13 protein-coding genes are annotated in these 15,560 nt (G+C 69.6%); 7 read left to right on the top strand and 6 right to left on the bottom strand.

Annotated elements, in window-relative coordinates; genetic code table 11:
- Positions 1 to 906 (bottom strand): cutinase family protein, encoded by a 906-nt coding sequence (locus NNI01S_RS20430; protein WP_084489066.1) that lies wholly within the window; start codon positions 904 to 906, stop codon positions 1 to 3.
- A gap of 220 nt (positions 907 to 1,126) precedes the next feature.
- Entirely contained in the window at positions 1,127 to 1,726 is a 600-nt protein-coding gene (locus tag NNI01S_RS20425) for a TetR/AcrR family transcriptional regulator (protein ID WP_063021718.1), read from the bottom strand.
- Between the two features lie 108 nt (positions 1,727 to 1,834).
- Here NNI01S_RS20425 and NNI01S_RS20420 point away from each other — a divergent pair, with 108 nt between their 5' ends.
- Positions 1,835 to 2,854, top strand: coding sequence for a crotonase/enoyl-CoA hydratase family protein (locus NNI01S_RS20420; RefSeq protein WP_063021717.1), 1,020 nt, complete (start codon positions 1,835 to 1,837; stop codon positions 2,852 to 2,854).
- A 293-nt stretch (positions 2,855 to 3,147) separates the two neighbouring features.
- Here the strand turns inward: NNI01S_RS20420 and NNI01S_RS20415 are convergent, their stop codons facing one another.
- The gene (locus tag NNI01S_RS20415; protein ID WP_063021716.1) at positions 3,148 to 5,715 is read right to left on the bottom strand and encodes an MFS transporter; all 2,568 of its coding nucleotides are present in this window, start codon (positions 5,713 to 5,715) and stop codon (positions 3,148 to 3,150) included.
- A 9-nt stretch (positions 5,716 to 5,724) separates the two neighbouring features.
- Positions 5,725 to 6,222, bottom strand: coding sequence for a MarR family winged helix-turn-helix transcriptional regulator (locus NNI01S_RS20410; protein ID WP_063021715.1), 498 nt, complete (start codon positions 6,220 to 6,222; stop codon positions 5,725 to 5,727).
- A gap of 135 nt (positions 6,223 to 6,357) precedes the next feature.
- Between NNI01S_RS20410 and NNI01S_RS20405 the strand changes: the two genes are divergently transcribed.
- The 3 genes from NNI01S_RS20405 to NNI01S_RS20395 all read left to right on the top strand — a co-directional run bounded on the left by NNI01S_RS20405 (position 6,358) and on the right by NNI01S_RS20395 (position 9,501).
- Positions 6,358 to 7,170, top strand: a complete 813-nt coding sequence (locus NNI01S_RS20405) for an APH(3'') family aminoglycoside O-phosphotransferase (protein ID WP_084489064.1) — start codon at positions 6,358 to 6,360, stop codon at positions 7,168 to 7,170.
- Positions 7,171 to 7,441: 271 nt separating this feature from the next.
- On the top strand, positions 7,442 to 8,116 hold the full coding sequence (locus tag NNI01S_RS20400) for a DUF8176 domain-containing protein (RefSeq protein WP_245676294.1): 675 nt from the start codon (positions 7,442 to 7,444) through the stop codon (positions 8,114 to 8,116).
- Between the two features lie 113 nt (positions 8,117 to 8,229).
- A complete protein-coding gene (locus tag NNI01S_RS20395; RefSeq protein WP_063021714.1) occupies positions 8,230 to 9,501 on the top strand; it encodes a lipase family protein in 1,272 nt (423 codons plus the stop codon).
- Between the two features lie 39 nt (positions 9,502 to 9,540).
- Here NNI01S_RS20395 and NNI01S_RS20390 read toward each other — a convergent pair whose 3' ends face one another.
- Both NNI01S_RS20390 and NNI01S_RS20385 read right to left on the bottom strand, forming a co-directional pair.
- Entirely contained in the window at positions 9,541 to 10,596 is a 1,056-nt protein-coding gene (locus NNI01S_RS20390) for a phosphotransferase family protein (protein WP_063021713.1), read from the bottom strand.
- Entirely contained in the window at positions 10,593 to 11,801 is a 1,209-nt protein-coding gene (locus tag NNI01S_RS20385) for an acyl-CoA dehydrogenase family protein (RefSeq protein WP_063021814.1), read from the bottom strand. Before NNI01S_RS20385 ends, NNI01S_RS20390 begins: the two co-directional genes overlap by 4 nt.
- Before the next feature lie 90 nt (positions 11,802 to 11,891).
- Here NNI01S_RS20385 and NNI01S_RS20380 point away from each other — a divergent pair, with 90 nt between their 5' ends.
- The 3 genes from NNI01S_RS20380 to NNI01S_RS20370 all read left to right on the top strand — a co-directional run.
- The gene (locus NNI01S_RS20380; protein WP_063021712.1) at positions 11,892 to 12,497 is read left to right on the top strand and encodes a TetR/AcrR family transcriptional regulator; all 606 of its coding nucleotides are present in this window, start codon (positions 11,892 to 11,894) and stop codon (positions 12,495 to 12,497) included.
- A 491-nt stretch (positions 12,498 to 12,988) separates the two neighbouring features.
- A complete protein-coding gene (locus tag NNI01S_RS20375; RefSeq protein WP_063021711.1) occupies positions 12,989 to 14,539 on the top strand; it encodes a hypothetical protein in 1,551 nt (516 codons plus the stop codon).
- A gap of 423 nt (positions 14,540 to 14,962) precedes the next feature.
- A partial coding sequence (locus tag NNI01S_RS20370) for a ClpP family protease (protein ID WP_063021813.1) occupies positions 14,963 to 15,560 on the top strand: 598 nt, incomplete at its 3' end.

The raw sequence follows: 15,560 nt of genomic DNA, 5'->3' as shown, positions 1-15,560 counted from the left end.
TCAGGCCAGTGACGCGAGCCAGTCGTGCATCCACGACAGCGCGGTCGCTCCGCCGCCGACGGGATAGCTGCCGTAAGCGGTGTGCGCTTCGGAGCGGTAGAACTCGTCCAGCAGCCGAGCCCGTTCCTGATTGGCCGACTCCGACAGCTGGCTCTGTAGCAGGGGGATCCCGCCGTTGGACATCAGATCGCCGACGATGGCGCCCATTTCGAGCTGGTAGCGCCAGAGGTTGGCCGGGTCGGGATGGGAGGTCTGGGCCAGGAAACCGGCGAAGCGGGTGATGAAATCGTCCGAGGCCGTGGAGCAGTACAGATCGCCGATCGCGCAGATGGTGCGGGTCTGCGGGCTGACCAAGCCGAACCCGCCGATGCGGGGACCGCCCGCGCCCGCGCCGCCCACCAGCGGGCCGACGAGCGCGTCGGTGGGGGAGCGGCGCGGATCGGAGATGAGCCCGACCGCGGCGATCCGGTGTGGTGGCACGACGCCGATCCCGGTGCCGATCTCGGCCGCGAGATCGCCGGCGGCGTCCGCGCCCTGGCTGTAGCCGAGCAGCGCGATCTTGGTCGCGCCGCACTCCCTGGCCATCGCCCCGATCATGCCGCGCGCGTTGTCCACGGCCTCGCGCTTCGAGGCGCCGTAAACCTCGCTCTCCCAGGGGAAAGCGGTCGCCGCGTAGCTGACGTAGTCCACCCGGACCGAGGACGGCAGGCCGCGGGTGACTCCGGCCAGCATCCCGGGGCCGGGACGCTCGTCCGGCCGGTCGGTGGTCTCCCACGTTCCCGGGATCGCCACGACATACAGGCTCGGGCAATCCGGTGCGGCGACGGCGGGCCCACTGCCCGGTCCCACGCACGACAGTGCCATCGCCGTGAAACCGATGGCCGCAGAGATCCACTTCGATCGCATGGCGTTTGCTCCTGGTGATACAGGCGCCGCAGGCGCTCCCCGGCAGGATCGGCCTTCGCCGGCGCCGTGCGGTGGTCGAACCCGGCCCCGTCGAAGGCTGCATTGAGACTCGATGGTCTCAAAGTGCAGCCAGGATAACGACAGTGTGGGAGACCGCACAATCGACGGCGGAAGTGACACGTATCACAACTGATTGGGCTCCGCCCAAGCCCGCCGATTGCTAGGAGTCCTCCGCGAGAAGAGCTGTCATGGCCTCCGCCCATAGGCCGATGGTTGCCGTGGCGGCGCGCTCGGAGCCGCGCAGCGGGCGCGACATCGCGGTGCCGCGCAGTATCGCGACGGTGAGGTCGCGGACGGCCGGATAGCGCGGATGGGCGACGATGTCCGGACCGAACAGCGCGTCCACCACACGCCGCAGGTCTCGCCCGGCTTGTCGTTCTGCCGTCCGCAACGCCTCGGCAAGCGCCGGATCGGTCCGCGCCGCCGCCCACAGCTCGAACTCGGCTTGCGCCGCCGGTCGGGCCATCGACTCGTACAGGGCGGTCAGGGCGCGCAGGACGGGATCGCTCCCGTGGTCGAGCCCGGCAGCGGCCTCGTGGACGGCCGCCTCGTTGCGCGCGACCAGATGTCCGACCAGTGCGCCGATCAACGCGCCGAGGGTCGGGAAGTGATGCAACAGCGCGCCGCGGCTGACGCCCGCGGCGCGCTGCACGGCCAGCGTCGACAGCGCCCGATAACCCTGCTCGGCCAGCAGATCGGCGGCGGCGTCGAGGATGCGGACGCGGGTCGCTCGCTTGCGCTCCTCGCGTAGTCCGGCCATTCCGGCTCCTCCCGTCGGCGCGACATTTTCACAGTCAGTATTGACTGTCAAATGGCCGTGCGCCAGACTGCCGAGACAGGGTTCCGGACCAGCGTCGAAGGGAAAGCGATGACCGACAGTGACATCCAGGCCGGTGGCGGCGCTGGCGCGTGGTATCGCGGATGGACCGAGACGCCGGACTCGCCGTGGGCCGGACGCCCCGCTCCGGACGACGCGCGCGAGTACCGGACCCTCACCTACGAGCGGGACGGCCGCATCGCGCGCATCACCTTCGACCGGCCGGAGAAGGGCAACGCGATCACCCCCGACACCCCGCTCGATCTGGCGCATGCGGTCGAACGCGCGGACCTCGATCCGCGCGTGCACGTGATCCTGTTGTCCGGACGCGGCAAGGGCTTCTGCGGTGGATACGACTTGAGCATGTTCGCCGAGCAGAGCTTCGTGGTGGCCGACGGCTCCGGCGACGTGGCGGGAACGGTCGTCGATCCGGTGGTGCAGGGCCGCAATCACGATCCGGCGCGTACCTGGGACCCGATGATCGACTACGCGATGATGAGCCGGTTCAACCGGGGCTTCGCCAGTTTGATGCAGGCGAACAAGCCCACAGTGGCCAAGTTGCACGGCTTCGCCGTGGCGGGCGGCAGCGACATCGCCCTGTTCGCCGACCAGATCATCTGCGCCGACGACACCAAGATCGGCTACCCGCCCACCCGGGTCTGGGGTGTCCCGGCGGCGGGCATGTGGGCGCACCGCCTCGGTGACCAGCGCGCCAAGCGCCTGCTGTTCACCGGCGACTGTCTCACCGGAAAGCAGGCGGTGGAATGGGGGCTGGCGATCGAATCGTGGCCCGCCGGCGAACTCGACGAGCGCACCGAGGAATTCGTCGCCCGGATCGCGCGCATGCCGGTAAACCAGCTGATGATGGCCAAACTGGCGCTCAACTCGGCGCTGTACGCCCAGGGCGTGGCCAATTCCGGCATGATCAGCACGGTGTTCGACGGCATCGCCCGGCACACCCGGGAGGGTTACGACTTCCAGGCGCGCGCCGCCACCGCGGGCTTCCGCGAGGCCGTGCGGGAGCGCGACGAACCCTTCGGCGACCACAAGCGGCCTCGGACGGCGGAGTGAACCACTGGTGATCCGCGCGAGGAATTCGTCCACGAACTCGTGAGCCATGCCGATGTGTCGATCCGCGCGGCAGCCAAGGACTTCCGGGGTGCGGAGCGCCCGCGCATTCCGTTGGGGGCCATTCGGCGATGCGAGCAAGGCCGCCGACCGGGCGGACGCCCCCTTCGGATTCGCGCGGAGTGGGTTACCGCCGCTGCGCTCCGCGACGCCCATTCGTTGATCAGCAGGGCCGGGGAACGCAAAGGGGCGATGGCCCGAACACCACCGCCCCTTGCGAGCGTTCCGCGGGTCCGTCAGCGGGCGGGCGGGATGTTCTCGGTCGCCTCGTCCTCGAGTTCGTAGCTCAGCCGCACGTCGTGGGCGACCTCGCCGCCGCTCACCGTGACCCGGCTGGTCACCGCCGGGTAGCCGCGCGCCACCACCGTGTAGTCGCCTTCGGCGAGATCAGCGACGATGTAACGGCCGTTCTCGTCGGTGCGCGCGGTGGCCGTCAGAGCGCCCGCCGCGTCGAGCACGCTGATCTGCACGTCCGCGATCGCGCGGCCGCCGTCCGACCACGCCGACCCGGCCAGCACCGCCATCGGCGTGAGAACGATGTCGTGCCGCAGCAGCCCGCTGTCCGGCACGGTCAGCGCGGCCGCGCTGGGACGCATGTGCTCGGCGACCGCCACGACCGTGTACGTGCCGGGCACCACGCCGTGGCACACATAGGCGCCGTCGGCCGCCGCGTTCGCTGATCCGACGACCTCGCCGTCCAGATCGGTCAGCGTGATCGTCGCGCCGGGCAGCGGCTCGCCGAGAGCGCTCGACCGGACCACGCCGGACACCTCGCCGGAGCCGAGCAGGGTGACGTCGACTTTCTGCGACCGGTCCCCGACGGTCACATTGACCGCGGCGGGCTGATGGCCTGCGGCCGACACGATCAGCACGTAGCTGCCCGCGTCGGGCGCGGTGACGAGGTAGCTGCCGTCCGCGCCGCCGCTCGTTCGCGCGGCTTGCCGCCCGTGCTGATCGATGAGCGTCAGCGCGGCGGCGGGCACCGGCCTGCCGTCCTCGCGGTGGACGTAGCCGCCGAGGGAACGGCCGTCGTACTCGGCGCCGTCGAAGCTCGCCCGCGGTTCGCGCCGGTAGGCGCCGTTGCCCGCGGGATCGCCCGGGCCGTAACCGCCCGCGGCCGCCGCGAGCACCGGTTCCGGCTCCGACAGCGCCTGCGCGGCGCCCTCCCACACCTGATCCGCCTCCCAGTTCGACTCGGCGGCCGAGGTCTGCTCCACCGGCGTCTGCGCGGTGGGCGCCGGAACGTCCTGCAGCGGGATCTCCTTCATGAACATCAGCACCACGCAGGCCAGCAGCGCGACCCCGGCCGCCGCGTAGAACACGCCGTGCATGGAGTCGGTGAAGCCGGTGAGGATGGGCACTTTCAGCGCGTCCGGGAGCGCGGCGATGCCGCTGGTGTTGGATTGCATGCCACTGAGCTGGTCGGCGTCGAACCCCGGCGGCAGCGTGCCGCCGAAGGCGTCGATGATCCGGTGCGGCAGCAGGTTGAACAGGATGGTCAAGAACACCGCGACACCGAGCGTGCCGCCCATCTGCCGGAAGAACGTCGCCGACGCGGTGGAGACGCCCATGTCCGAGCGCGGTCCGGCGTTCTGCGCGGCGATGATCAGCGTCTGCATGCAGCAGCCGAGCCCGAGGCCGATCACCGCGCCGATGGCCAGCGGCTGCCACAGCGGGCTGTCGTATTGCACTTGCGCGTACAGTGCCGCGCCGACCGCGACGATGAATGTGCCCGCCACCGGGAGGATCTTGTAGCGGCCCGTCCGCTTGGTGATCCGGCCTGCCGCCTGCGAGCCGACCGTGATGCCGAGCACCAGCGGCAACATCAGCAGACCCGCCTTCGTGGGCGAGTAGCCGCGCACGACCTGGAAGTACTGCGGAACCATGGTGATCGCGCCGAACATCGCCACACCGACGATGAAGCCGCCCGCGATGGTGACGCTGAAGGTCGAGTTCTTGAACAGTCGCAGGGGAATCAGCGCCGAGTCCTTCATCAGGAATTCGACCAGGACGAACAGCACCAGGCCCGCCGCCACGATGCCGTAGCACAGCAGCGACTTGTCCGCCGACCAGCCCCAGTGGCGTCCCTGTTCGGCGACGATCAGCAGCGGCACCACGCAGATCGTCAGCGTCAGCGCGCCCAACCAGTCGATGCGGTGGTCTTGGCGCTGGTGCGGCACGTTGAGCACCTTGGCCACGACGAGCAGGGCCAGCAGGCCGACCGGAACGTTCACCAGGAACACCCACCGCCAGCCTTCGATGCCGCCGAGTTCTTCGTAGTCGGAGAAGAATCCGCCCAGCACCGGGCCGAGCACCGTCGCGGTGCCGAAGACCATCATGAAATAGCCCTGGTAGCGCACCCGTTCCCGGACCGGGACGATGTCGCCGATGATGGTGAACGCCAGGGACATCAGGCCGCCCGCGCCCAGGCCCTGGAACGCGCGGAACGCGGCGAGCTGATACATCGACCCGGCGAAGGTGCACGCCACCGAACCGATGACGAACAGGCCGATCGCGGTGAGGTAGAACGGCTTACGGCCGTAGATGTCGGCCAGTTTGCCGTAGAGCGGCGTGGTGATCGTCGCGGTGATCAGGTAGGCGGTGGTCGCCCACGCCTGCTCGTCGAAACCGTGCAGGCTGTTGGCGATCTTGACGATCGCGACGCTGACGATGTTCTGGTCGAGCGCGGCCAGCAACATGCCGAGCAGCAACCCGGACAGGATGGTCAGGATCTGCCGGTGCGACAGTGACGTGTCCGCGCCTGCGTCCGGGTTCCGCGGAGCCCGGGTGGTGGAATTCGTCATGGATGAGCCCTATTTCGGATCGGCTGGGTGTCGGGGAGTGGTCTCTATTCCTGCGGTGAGCCGGTCGAGCAGTGCGGTCAAGGTGTCGCGGTCCGGTGCGGGCCAGTCGGCCAGGATGTCGGCCAGCCACCGGTTACGCAGCGCGCGGTTCTCCTCGAAGACGCGCACGCCTTCCGCTGTGGCCGCCAGCACGCACGCGCGGCCGTCGACCGGGTCGGCCCGGCGCTCCACCAGGCCGTGCGCCACGAGCGATCTGCTCTGCCTGCTGATGGTCGATGCCTCGGCGTGCAGCAATTCGGCGAGCCTGCCCGCGCGCTGCGGCCCTTCGTGCACCAGGCAGAACAGCACGGCGTAGGCGAGTCGCTCCAGTCCGTCCGGACCGGGCCGGGCCGGCAGCCACTTCGCCCGGTTGACCGCGCGCATGAACCGCACCAGCCGCTGACCGAGTTCGTCGGCGGCCGCGAGTTCGGCCGCCGTGATCCGGCGCTCGCGAGCGGTTGCGGACATGACACTCACCTCGACGTTCCCCACCAGCAGATTTGATTAGCAGCCACAACTAGTTGCTTTAAGCAACTATACATCTGAGTTGCCGGAGGTCTGCGCGGTGGGTCGCGGGCGGGTTGCGTTGCTACCGTCGATGGCGTGTCCGAGTCGCTTGTCCGCTTCCGCGCCACCCTGCCGTCCGATCGCCGATGGGAACCGGTCGGCAGCGGGGAGTCCGGCGCCGAGGTGTTCCGGTCCGCCGACGGCTCCCGCTACGCCAAGTGCGCCGACCCCGGACGGGCCGCCGACCTCGCGCTGGAACGGGACAAGGTCCTCTGGCTCGACGCCCACGATATCCCCGGTCCCCAAGTGCTGGACTGGCGCACCGACGCCGACGGCGGCGCCTGCTTGATCACCAGCGCCGTCCACGGTGTGCCCGCCGACGCTGTTGCCGTGCAGACGCTTTCCAGCGCGTGGGCCAGCATCGCCGACACGGTGCGGCGCCTGCACGAGCTGCCCGCCGAAGACTGCCCGTTCGACCGCGGCCTCGCGCGGATGTTCGCGATCGCCCAGGACGTGGTGGTGCGGGGTGCGGTCCACACCGAATTCCTGCCGGAGGAACAGCAGGCCACTCCGCCCACCGTCCTGCTCACCCGGCTGGCCACCGAATTGGGACCGAGGATGACCCAGGAGTCCGCCGAAGCCGTGGTGTGCCACGGCGATCTGTGCCTGCCCAACATCATTCTCGATCCGGACACCCACAGCGTCGCCGGATTCGTGGACCTCGGACGCCTCGGCCTCGCCGACCCGTACGCCGATATCGCGCTGCTGCTGGCCAATGCCAGGGAGTCATGGCGGGACGAGCGGCGCGCCGAGGAGGCCGACCGCGCCTTCGCCGATCGCTACGGCATCGAACTCGATGCCGCGCGCCAGCGGTTCTTCCTTTATCTGGATCCGCTGACCTGGGACTAGCTCGGCTGGGTCACCGGCTCGAGCAGCACCGCGGTGCGGTAGGCCGCCACCTCGCTCATGGTGTCCACGGTCCGGAACCGCACCGACCACCCGGTCCGGACACGCCGGTATCCCATGCTCCTCGCGGCGCCGCGCCGGAGTTCGGCCTTGCCTGTTGGGCATTCGACCGACAGAATCCGGAGAGATATGCAATGTTGTTATTGCGCAACGGCATTGAGAGGGAACCCACGGTGGCCGAGTAGGCACCGGTAAAAGGGGGTGCGGCGAGAGCATGTCGTCGAACACGTCCGAGCCCGGCGGCCGACGCGCCCGCCCAGGCCAGGTCCGGGACGGACGCGTGCCCACCTGGCCGGGGATGATCTCCGGTCACGAGCCGCCGCCTCGCACCGGCCGGGACCGGCACCGGGCGGCCCGTAAACGGCGCCGCGCTCGTCGCGGACCACGCCGCGCATGGCTGGTCGGCGGGGTCGGGCTGGCCGCCTCGCTCGCCGCCGCCGCGCTGGTCCTGGTCTATACCGACGCCGCTTCCGCGCCACGGCAATCGGCCACGGTGGCGGACCCCGTGCTGGGTGGCGGCCCCGGCTGCGAGCCGACGCGCGGTGCCCAACTGGTGCGTGGCAACGGAACCGGCTCGACCGCCTCCGGGCCGGACGTGATCCTGGCCTTCCAGCACGCCTACTACGTGACCCGGTCGGGAGCGGTCGCGCGATCGCTGACGGTGCCGGACGCCGCGGTGCCACCGGTCGCCGTGATCGACGCGGGCATCGCCTCCGTCCCCACGGGGACCCAGCACTGCGTCATGATCACCCCCATGCTCGACGGGCGATACGACGTGGTCATCACCGAGTTGCGCCCCGATTCCGCCAACCGCACCTACCGCCAGTTCGTCACCGTGGCCACCACCGACGGTGAAGCCACCATCATCAAGATCGCCGCGCCGAACTGAGTCGCGCCGAACTCACCGCCCGGAGGCGGAGACTTGGCTACGATGCCACTGCCGGAGCGGTCGATCGGCGCGAAACGCACTGCACAAGCGGTCGATTCCAGGGGAGGTCGTCGGTGGTGTTCGCACGGTGCTGTGTGGTTGTCGCGACGGTGTTCTCGGTGTTGCTGACGACGCCCGGCGGGTTGTCGGCGGCGGAGCCGGAGATTCCGGTGACGGCGGAGCCGATGCCGCCGGAGCAGGACCCGTTCTATCGGCCGCCCGCCGAGCTGGTCGCCTCGAAGCGGCCGGGTGAGATTCTCGCCGCGCGGCCGGTCACCATCGCGAACCAGCCCGCGGGGCCGGCGGCCGAGGCCTGGCAGATCTCCTATCGGTCCGCCGACAGCGCCGATCAGCCCATCGCCGCCGTCGCGACGCTGCTGAAACCCGCTGCGCCGACCGGGAAATTGGTGTCCCTGCACGCCGCCGAGGATTCCACCGGGCTGTTCTGCGCGCCGTCCTACACGGTGCGCCGATCGATGGAGGCCGGGCTGCTCGACGGGCAGATCGATCCGCTGCGCAGCGCCCCGGCCTTGCTCGCGCAGGGCTGGACGGTCGTGGTGCCGGACCATCAAGGCCCGAACGCCGCGTTCGCCCATGGCCCGCTGGCCGCACGGATCGCGCTGGACGGCATCCGTGCCGCGGAACGTTTCGATCCACTGGGACTGCCGGGAGCGGACACCGAGGTGGCGATGTGGGGATACTCGGGCGGCTCGATACCCACGCTGCACGGAGCGGAATTGCGCAGCGCCTACGCGCCGGAGGTGAACCTCGTCGGCGTCGTCTCCGGCGGTACCGACGTAGACCTCGAGGTCCTGTCGCATGCGGCGAACAGGGGTCCCGGCGCGGGGCTGGTCGCGGCCGCCATCATCGGCCTCGCGCGCGAGGAACCCGAACTGGACGCCTACCTGCGAGCGAACGCGACACCGCGCGGCCGCCAGGTGCTGGCCGCGAAGGAACGCAGCTGCGTGCTGCATCAGGCCGCGACGGAACCCTTCCTCGACATCGACAGCTTGGTGCACGGCGGCATACTGCACACCTCGGTGCTGCGCGCGGTCTTCGACCGCACCAGGATGGGCAAGTCGGTTCCCGACGCCCCGGTCTTCCTCTACCACGCGACCGCCGACTGGCTCGTTCCCATCGGCCCCGCCGACGCGCTCGCCTCCGCCTACTGCCGGGACCCCGCCGCCCGAGTCACCTATATCCGCGACCATTCGAGCGAGCACCTGACCCTCAATACCCTCGCCGAGAACAGCGTGATCGCCTGGCTGCGCGACCGCTTCGCCGGGATCCCGGCCGGCAACGGCTGCGCTGTCACCGATGTCGGATCCATCGCGCTAGGGCGATGACGCGGGAGCCCGCACCCCGATGACGGTGTTCGAGGGGCGCTAGTCGATCCCCGCGACTTTCCGGCAGCGCCATTCCAGGTAGTTGATCAGCATCCAGAAATCCTTGAACGCCGGGTTCGTGGTCTGCCCGTGGTGGTACCGGTAATAGATCTGCTGGGCGATGACGGCGAGGCGGAACAATCCGAAGACCTCGTAGAACGGCCAGTTCTCCGCCGAGCGTCCGGTGCGCGCGCAATAGTGTTCGACGATCTGCGCGCGGGTCAGCATGCCGGGCAGGTGACTCGGCTGCCGGCGGGAGGCCCGCATGACCTCGTCGTCGTCCGCCTGCACCCAGTAGGCCAGCGCCCCACCGAGATCCATCAGCGGATCACCCAGGGTCGCCATCTCCCAATCGAGCACGCCGACGATCGCGCCCGAGCCGGACGGGTCCAGCACCAGATTGTCCAGGCGGAAGTCGTTGTGGATGACGGTGGTGGCGACGTCCGCGGGCTGGTTGGCGGCGAGCCAACTCATCACCGCCGCGAAATCGCCCACGTTGTCGGTGCGGGCGTCCACGAAGCGCCGCGACCAGCCCGCGACCTGGCGGCCCACGTATCCCGCGCCCTTGCCGATTTCGGTGAGCCCGGCGGCGACGGGATCGACCTGGTGCAATTCGATCAGGCAGTCGAAGGCCGAGGTGGACAAGCGCCGCGCCCGGTCGGGGGACAGGGTCGTGCCCTCCGGTAGATCACCTCGCAGAATCGTGCCCGCCACGCGCTCCATCACGTAGAACTCGCTGCCGATCACCTCCGGATCGGCGCACCGGGCCACCATCCGCGGCACGTAACGGTAGTGCGGATGCAACCGCTGCTGCACCAGGAACTCGCGGCCCATGTCGTGCGCGGAAGCCGCTTTGGTGCCCCTCGGCGGGCGGCGCAGTATCAGGTCGCGCTCCGGGTAGCGCAGCAGATACGTCAGATTGGACGCGCCACCGGAGAACTGGCGCACCTCGGGCGGCTCGCCCAGGCCGGGGACCCGCTCGGCGAGCCACGCGTGCACGGCGGCGACGTCGAAGGCGTCCTCCGCGCGAACGGCGGTGGCCCCCGGAACACTCACCGGTCGGTTCCGTACTTGCGCAGCTCTTGCCGGGCGATCACGCCCAGGTGCACCTCGTCGGGGCCGTCGGCGAACCGCAGCGAGCGAATGCCCGCGAAGGCGCGCGCCAGCGGGAAATCGTCGGAAAGACCAGCGCCGCCGTGCAATTGGATGGCCATGTCGAGCACTTCTTGGGTCATCCTCGGCACGACCGCCTTGATCTGCGAGACCTCGCTGCGCGCTCCGGCCAGGCCCTTGGTGTCCAGTAGCCAGGCGGTGTGCAGGACGAGCAGCCGCGCCTGGTCGATCGCCACGCGCGCGTTCGCGATGCGCTCACGGTTCCCGCCGAGGTTGGCCAGCGGCTTGCCGAACGCCGTGCGGGACAGGGCGCGGCGGCAGGCCAGTTCCAGCGCGCGCTCGGCCAGGCCGATGGCGCGCATGCAGTGGTGGATGCGGCCGGGGCCGAGGCGGCCCTGGGCGATCTCGAAGCCGCGGCCCGGCCCGGCGATCACGGCGTCCAGCGGCAGACGCACGTCGGTGAAGGTGACCTCGCCGTGGCCGAACGGTTCGTCCAGGTAGCCGAAGGTGGTGAGCATCCGCTCGATCCGCACGCCGGGGGTGTCCAGCGGGACCAGCACCATGGAGTGCCGCTGATACGGGTGCGCCTCCGGGGCGGTCAAGCCCATGAAGATGACGAACTTGCAGTTCGGATGGCCGATGCCGGTGCTCCACCACTTGCGGCCGTTGAGCACGATCTCCTCGCCGTCCACGACGGCTGTGGCCGCCATGTTGGTCGCGTCCGAGGAGGCGACCTCGGGTTCGGTCATGCAGAACGCCGAGCGGATCGTGCCGTCCAGCAGCGGCCGCAGCCACTGCTGCCGCTGCTCGGTGCTGCCGTAGTGCAGCAGGACTTCGGCGTTGCCGGTGTCGGGCGCGTTGCAGTTGAACACTTCCGGCGCCCAGCCGGAACTACCCATCGCCTCCGCCATCGGGGCGTAATCGACGTTGCTCAGCCCCGCGCCGAGTTCCGGATCGGGCAGGAAGAGGTTCCACAGACCCGCGTCTCGCGCCTTCTTCTTGAGCTCCTCGACCACCGGAGGGACCGCCCATGGCGATTCCCGCAGGGCGGCGGCGTGCTCCTCGTCGCGCGGCTCGATCTCGTCGCGCACGAACTGCCGCACCTGGTCGGTGAGGCGGACGGCTCGGTCGGAATGCGTGAAGTCCATACCCATCCTCGAGGTTTGCTGAGCATTGCTCAACTTCCGGTCAGGTCATTGGTAGCATATTGTTGAGCATTGCTCAATAGAGGAGGGTGGATGACCGACGTCGCCGTGGAGCCGAGCGGCCGCCGCTCGGCGGACGACCGGCGCAGGCAACTGATCGGGATCGGTCTGGGCATGCTGATCGATCGCCCGTGGCACCAGATCACCGTCGACGCGGTAGCGCAGCAGGCGGGCATCTCGCGCGGGCTGCTGTTCCACTACTTCCCGACCAAGCAGGACTATTACGCGCAGCTGGTCCGCGCCGCGTCGCAGCGATTCCTGCGCGCCACCGGTCCCGACCCCGACGCCGCGGACCCGCTCGCCTCGATGATCGCCAACTTCGTGGGTTACATGCGCAAACGCAGCGGGCCGCTGGTCGGCCTGCTCCGTGCCGCAGGTCAGGATCCGGTGCTCGAGGCGATCATGGAGCGGATGCACGACGAACTGACCGATCGGGTGTTCGCCGCTCTCGGCCGGCCCGCACGCTCGACCGCCGAACGTCTGGTGGTGCGCTCGTGGTGGGCGATGGCCGAGGACCTCACGGTGCAGTGGCTGTCCCGCGACGACGTCGACCAGGACCGGCTGGACCTGCTGCTGTTCGACACGTTGTCCCGGGTGCTCGACTCGGTGGACATCGGACGGGTGGCCGATCCCGAGTGAGCGGTTCGCATTCGCACGTCTGGGATCGCCCTGCGGATCACGCGAATGGGGAGGCTGTGCGTTTCGCGGTCGGCTGCTGAGTCATGCTGCCGCATAGCGATATCCGAGATCCATATGGCGTGCGCCGGAATGGCCGGGGGTATCGGTGAAACACCCGGTGCGCGGGAGTGGCCGGCCCGGTGCCGCCGAGGGGCGAATCTCGACAGCACCGGCGTATCCGAACGCGCTGCGGGAGCGCACGCGCCGCCGCGAAGGGAAAGCGCGCCCGTTCAGCATAGAGCGGTCAATGGTCTGTCGCGAGGTGGAAGGAACTGCCCGCGGCGCCGGGAAATCCTGCCCCGGCGCGTGTGTCGTCCGCGGCGCGCCGGATAGTTTCGTGAGATGGCAAATGAACAGTTTCGCCAGTAGCGGTGGATCGACTATGAATGAAACGTGCCGTTGCCATACGTGATCACTTGTCTGCCATCGACTCTCCCGTGCGGGGAGCGCTGATGGTCATCGAACATCCCATCGAGGACGAGGTTACACAGCTGGCGAGGCGGGTCGAGAAGGCCCGTGGACGGCTCGCGTACCAGTTCGATCCCGCGCTCACCGAGGCGCTGTCGGAGGACGAACTGTATGCCGAACGTGAGCTCGCCGAACGGATCCGCACCCAGGAGCGCGGACAACGCTGGAAAGAGGCGCAGGCGGCCGCCGCGGCATCCGACCGCGCCAGGCAGACCACCGAAGCGATCGAGAAGGCCGACATGCGAGACCTTTTGCTCGCCCGCAAGGCGATTGCCGCGCAACGACGTGAATCCAGTCCGCACGCGAAGTTGGCCTCGCTCTACCGGCATCGGTCCTGGTCGCTGCGGGCACTGGCGGGCGTAGTCGCGGCGGGCATGTTGTGGTCGGCGGTCAACGTACAGCACAACATCGCTCCCGGTGGCGCGACCGATCCGCTGTACTGGTTCAGCTACCTGCTCGAAGGCATGATCAGCGTCTGCCTGATCATCATCATGATCGGCACCAACAAGGTCGCCGAATGGGGCGTGGTGGACAACCGCCGCCAGGTCGCGACCGCCGAAATGGCTTTGCTGGCCTTGACCGTCAGTCTCAACACCTACCCCTATCTGCGCGCGGGCGCCTGGTACGACGCGGCCGTGCACGCCATCGCGCCGGTGATGATCGGCGTCGCGCTGCTCATCCACGACGCCGCGAGCGCACGCTACGGCCTCGCCATCGCGAGGGCCACCGAGCAGGTTCGCGACCTGCCCGACCCGGCCGAGCAGATCCGGCTCACACTGCCCAGGTACCGGATGCCCGCCGCGCCCGAGGCGCCGGCCGTCCCGCACGTGCACCCCGAACCGCAACTTGCCGCGGTGGCGCCCCCGGTGGAGGTCGTCGAGCAGGAGGCGGTCGAGGTCGTCGAAACCGAGGCCGCCCCGGAGGTTGCCGAGGAACAGCCCGTAGCCGTGGTGGAACCCGAAATCCAGTGGCCGCCCGTCGAGACACCGCGGAAGCCGTTGCTGCCCGAGTCCATCGAGGACCTCGACGCGATGGAAGCCTTCCACGCGCCGGTGCAGGTCGAGAACGACGTCGCGGCCATCGCCAACGGCAGTGCGCCGTCGGCCAACGGGAAGAAGCTCGCCGCGAGTGAGCCCGCAGCGGTCGCGCCGGGCAGGTCCGAGGGCCGTCCGGCCGCCCGGGTGCCCGCCGACGAGCCCGCAGCGCCGAAGGTGGTCGTCCGGCAGACGCCGCCGGCCACGCCGCGCACCACGGTCACCGAGACCGAGGTCCCGACGGCGGAGATCCCGGCCACCCGCCGCCCGCTGGCGGAAGCCAAGAGCGACAGCCCGGCGCCGGAGCCCAAGAACGGCAAGGACGCTCCCAAGCCCGAGGGCGCGCAGCCGCCGACGGCCCGCACGCCGGACATCTACGACACCGGTTCCTTCCGCGTCGCCGACATCCTCGAGCAGGAACTCGCCGAGCTGCAGGCCGAACGCCGCCGCGCCCGCACCAGCAGGCAGCGGTCCGCCTCGACCGCGGGCCGCGAGTCCTAGCAGCCGGTTCTCGGCGACGACGCCCGTCCGCGCACCACGCGCCGACGGGCATCGTCGTCTTCGGGGCCGGATCGTCGGCACGCTTCAGGTCTTCGGCTCGGACAGCGGTGCCGTTGCGGACCATTCCGCCCAGTCGGCGAGGCGTCGGATGGCCGCACCGCGGCTTCGACCGTGACGCGCATCGAACGGGTTCGGGGGACAGTCGCCGAAGTCGCCGTCGTCTTCGGTGTTCGCGAAGCCCCGGAAGAGTTCGGCCTTCTCGCGGTAGAACCGTGCTTTCCGGGTGAGACTTCGAGTTCGTCCGCGCTCAGCGACCAGAAGACCAGTGACCGCAGGACGGGGCCGTCGCTCCGCTGCTGAGAGCGGATCTGCCGAGGGCAGCGAGGGAGCGGTGGGGCGCCGCGCGTGCGGCACCGTGGAGCCATGGCTCACGATGACAGAATCCCGATGTTCAGCTGGCGGGCGCGCGAGCAGCTGCTCAGCCGCCGCATCGTCGTGCTCGACGGCGCGCTCGACGACGACAACGGCACGCTGCTGATGACTCAACTGCTCACGCTCGCCGCCGAGGACTCCGAGGCGGGTATCTCGCTGTGGATCCATTCGCCCGGCGGATCGGTTCCGTCGATGCTCGCCATCCGCGACGTGATGCGGCTGGTGCCCTGCGAAGTATCCACGCTCGCACTCGGATTGGCGTGCAGCGCGGGGCAATTCCTCTTGTCGTCGGGGAGCAAGGGCAAGCGTTTCGCGTTGCCGCACGCGCGGGTGCTGATGCACCAGGGATCGGCGGGCATCGGCGGCACCGCCGTTGACGTCGAGGTCCAGGCCGACGATCTGCGCTACACCGTCGACACGGTGCTCGGGATCATCGCCGAGGACACCGGCCAGCCGTTCGACCGGATCTACGAGGATTCCCTGCACGACCGCTGGTTCACCGCGGCGCAGGCCAAGGAGTACGGCTTCGTCGACCACATCGTCGACTCGTTCGGGCAGATCGTCCCGCAACGCCAGCGAATCGGGATCT

It is taken from the genome of Nocardia niwae NBRC 108934 = DSM 45340 (assembly GCF_001613465.1).
Taxonomy (GTDB): Bacteria; Actinomycetota; Actinomycetes; order Mycobacteriales; family Mycobacteriaceae; genus Nocardia; species Nocardia niwae.
This window is presented reverse-complemented; position numbering and strand designations above follow the sequence as displayed.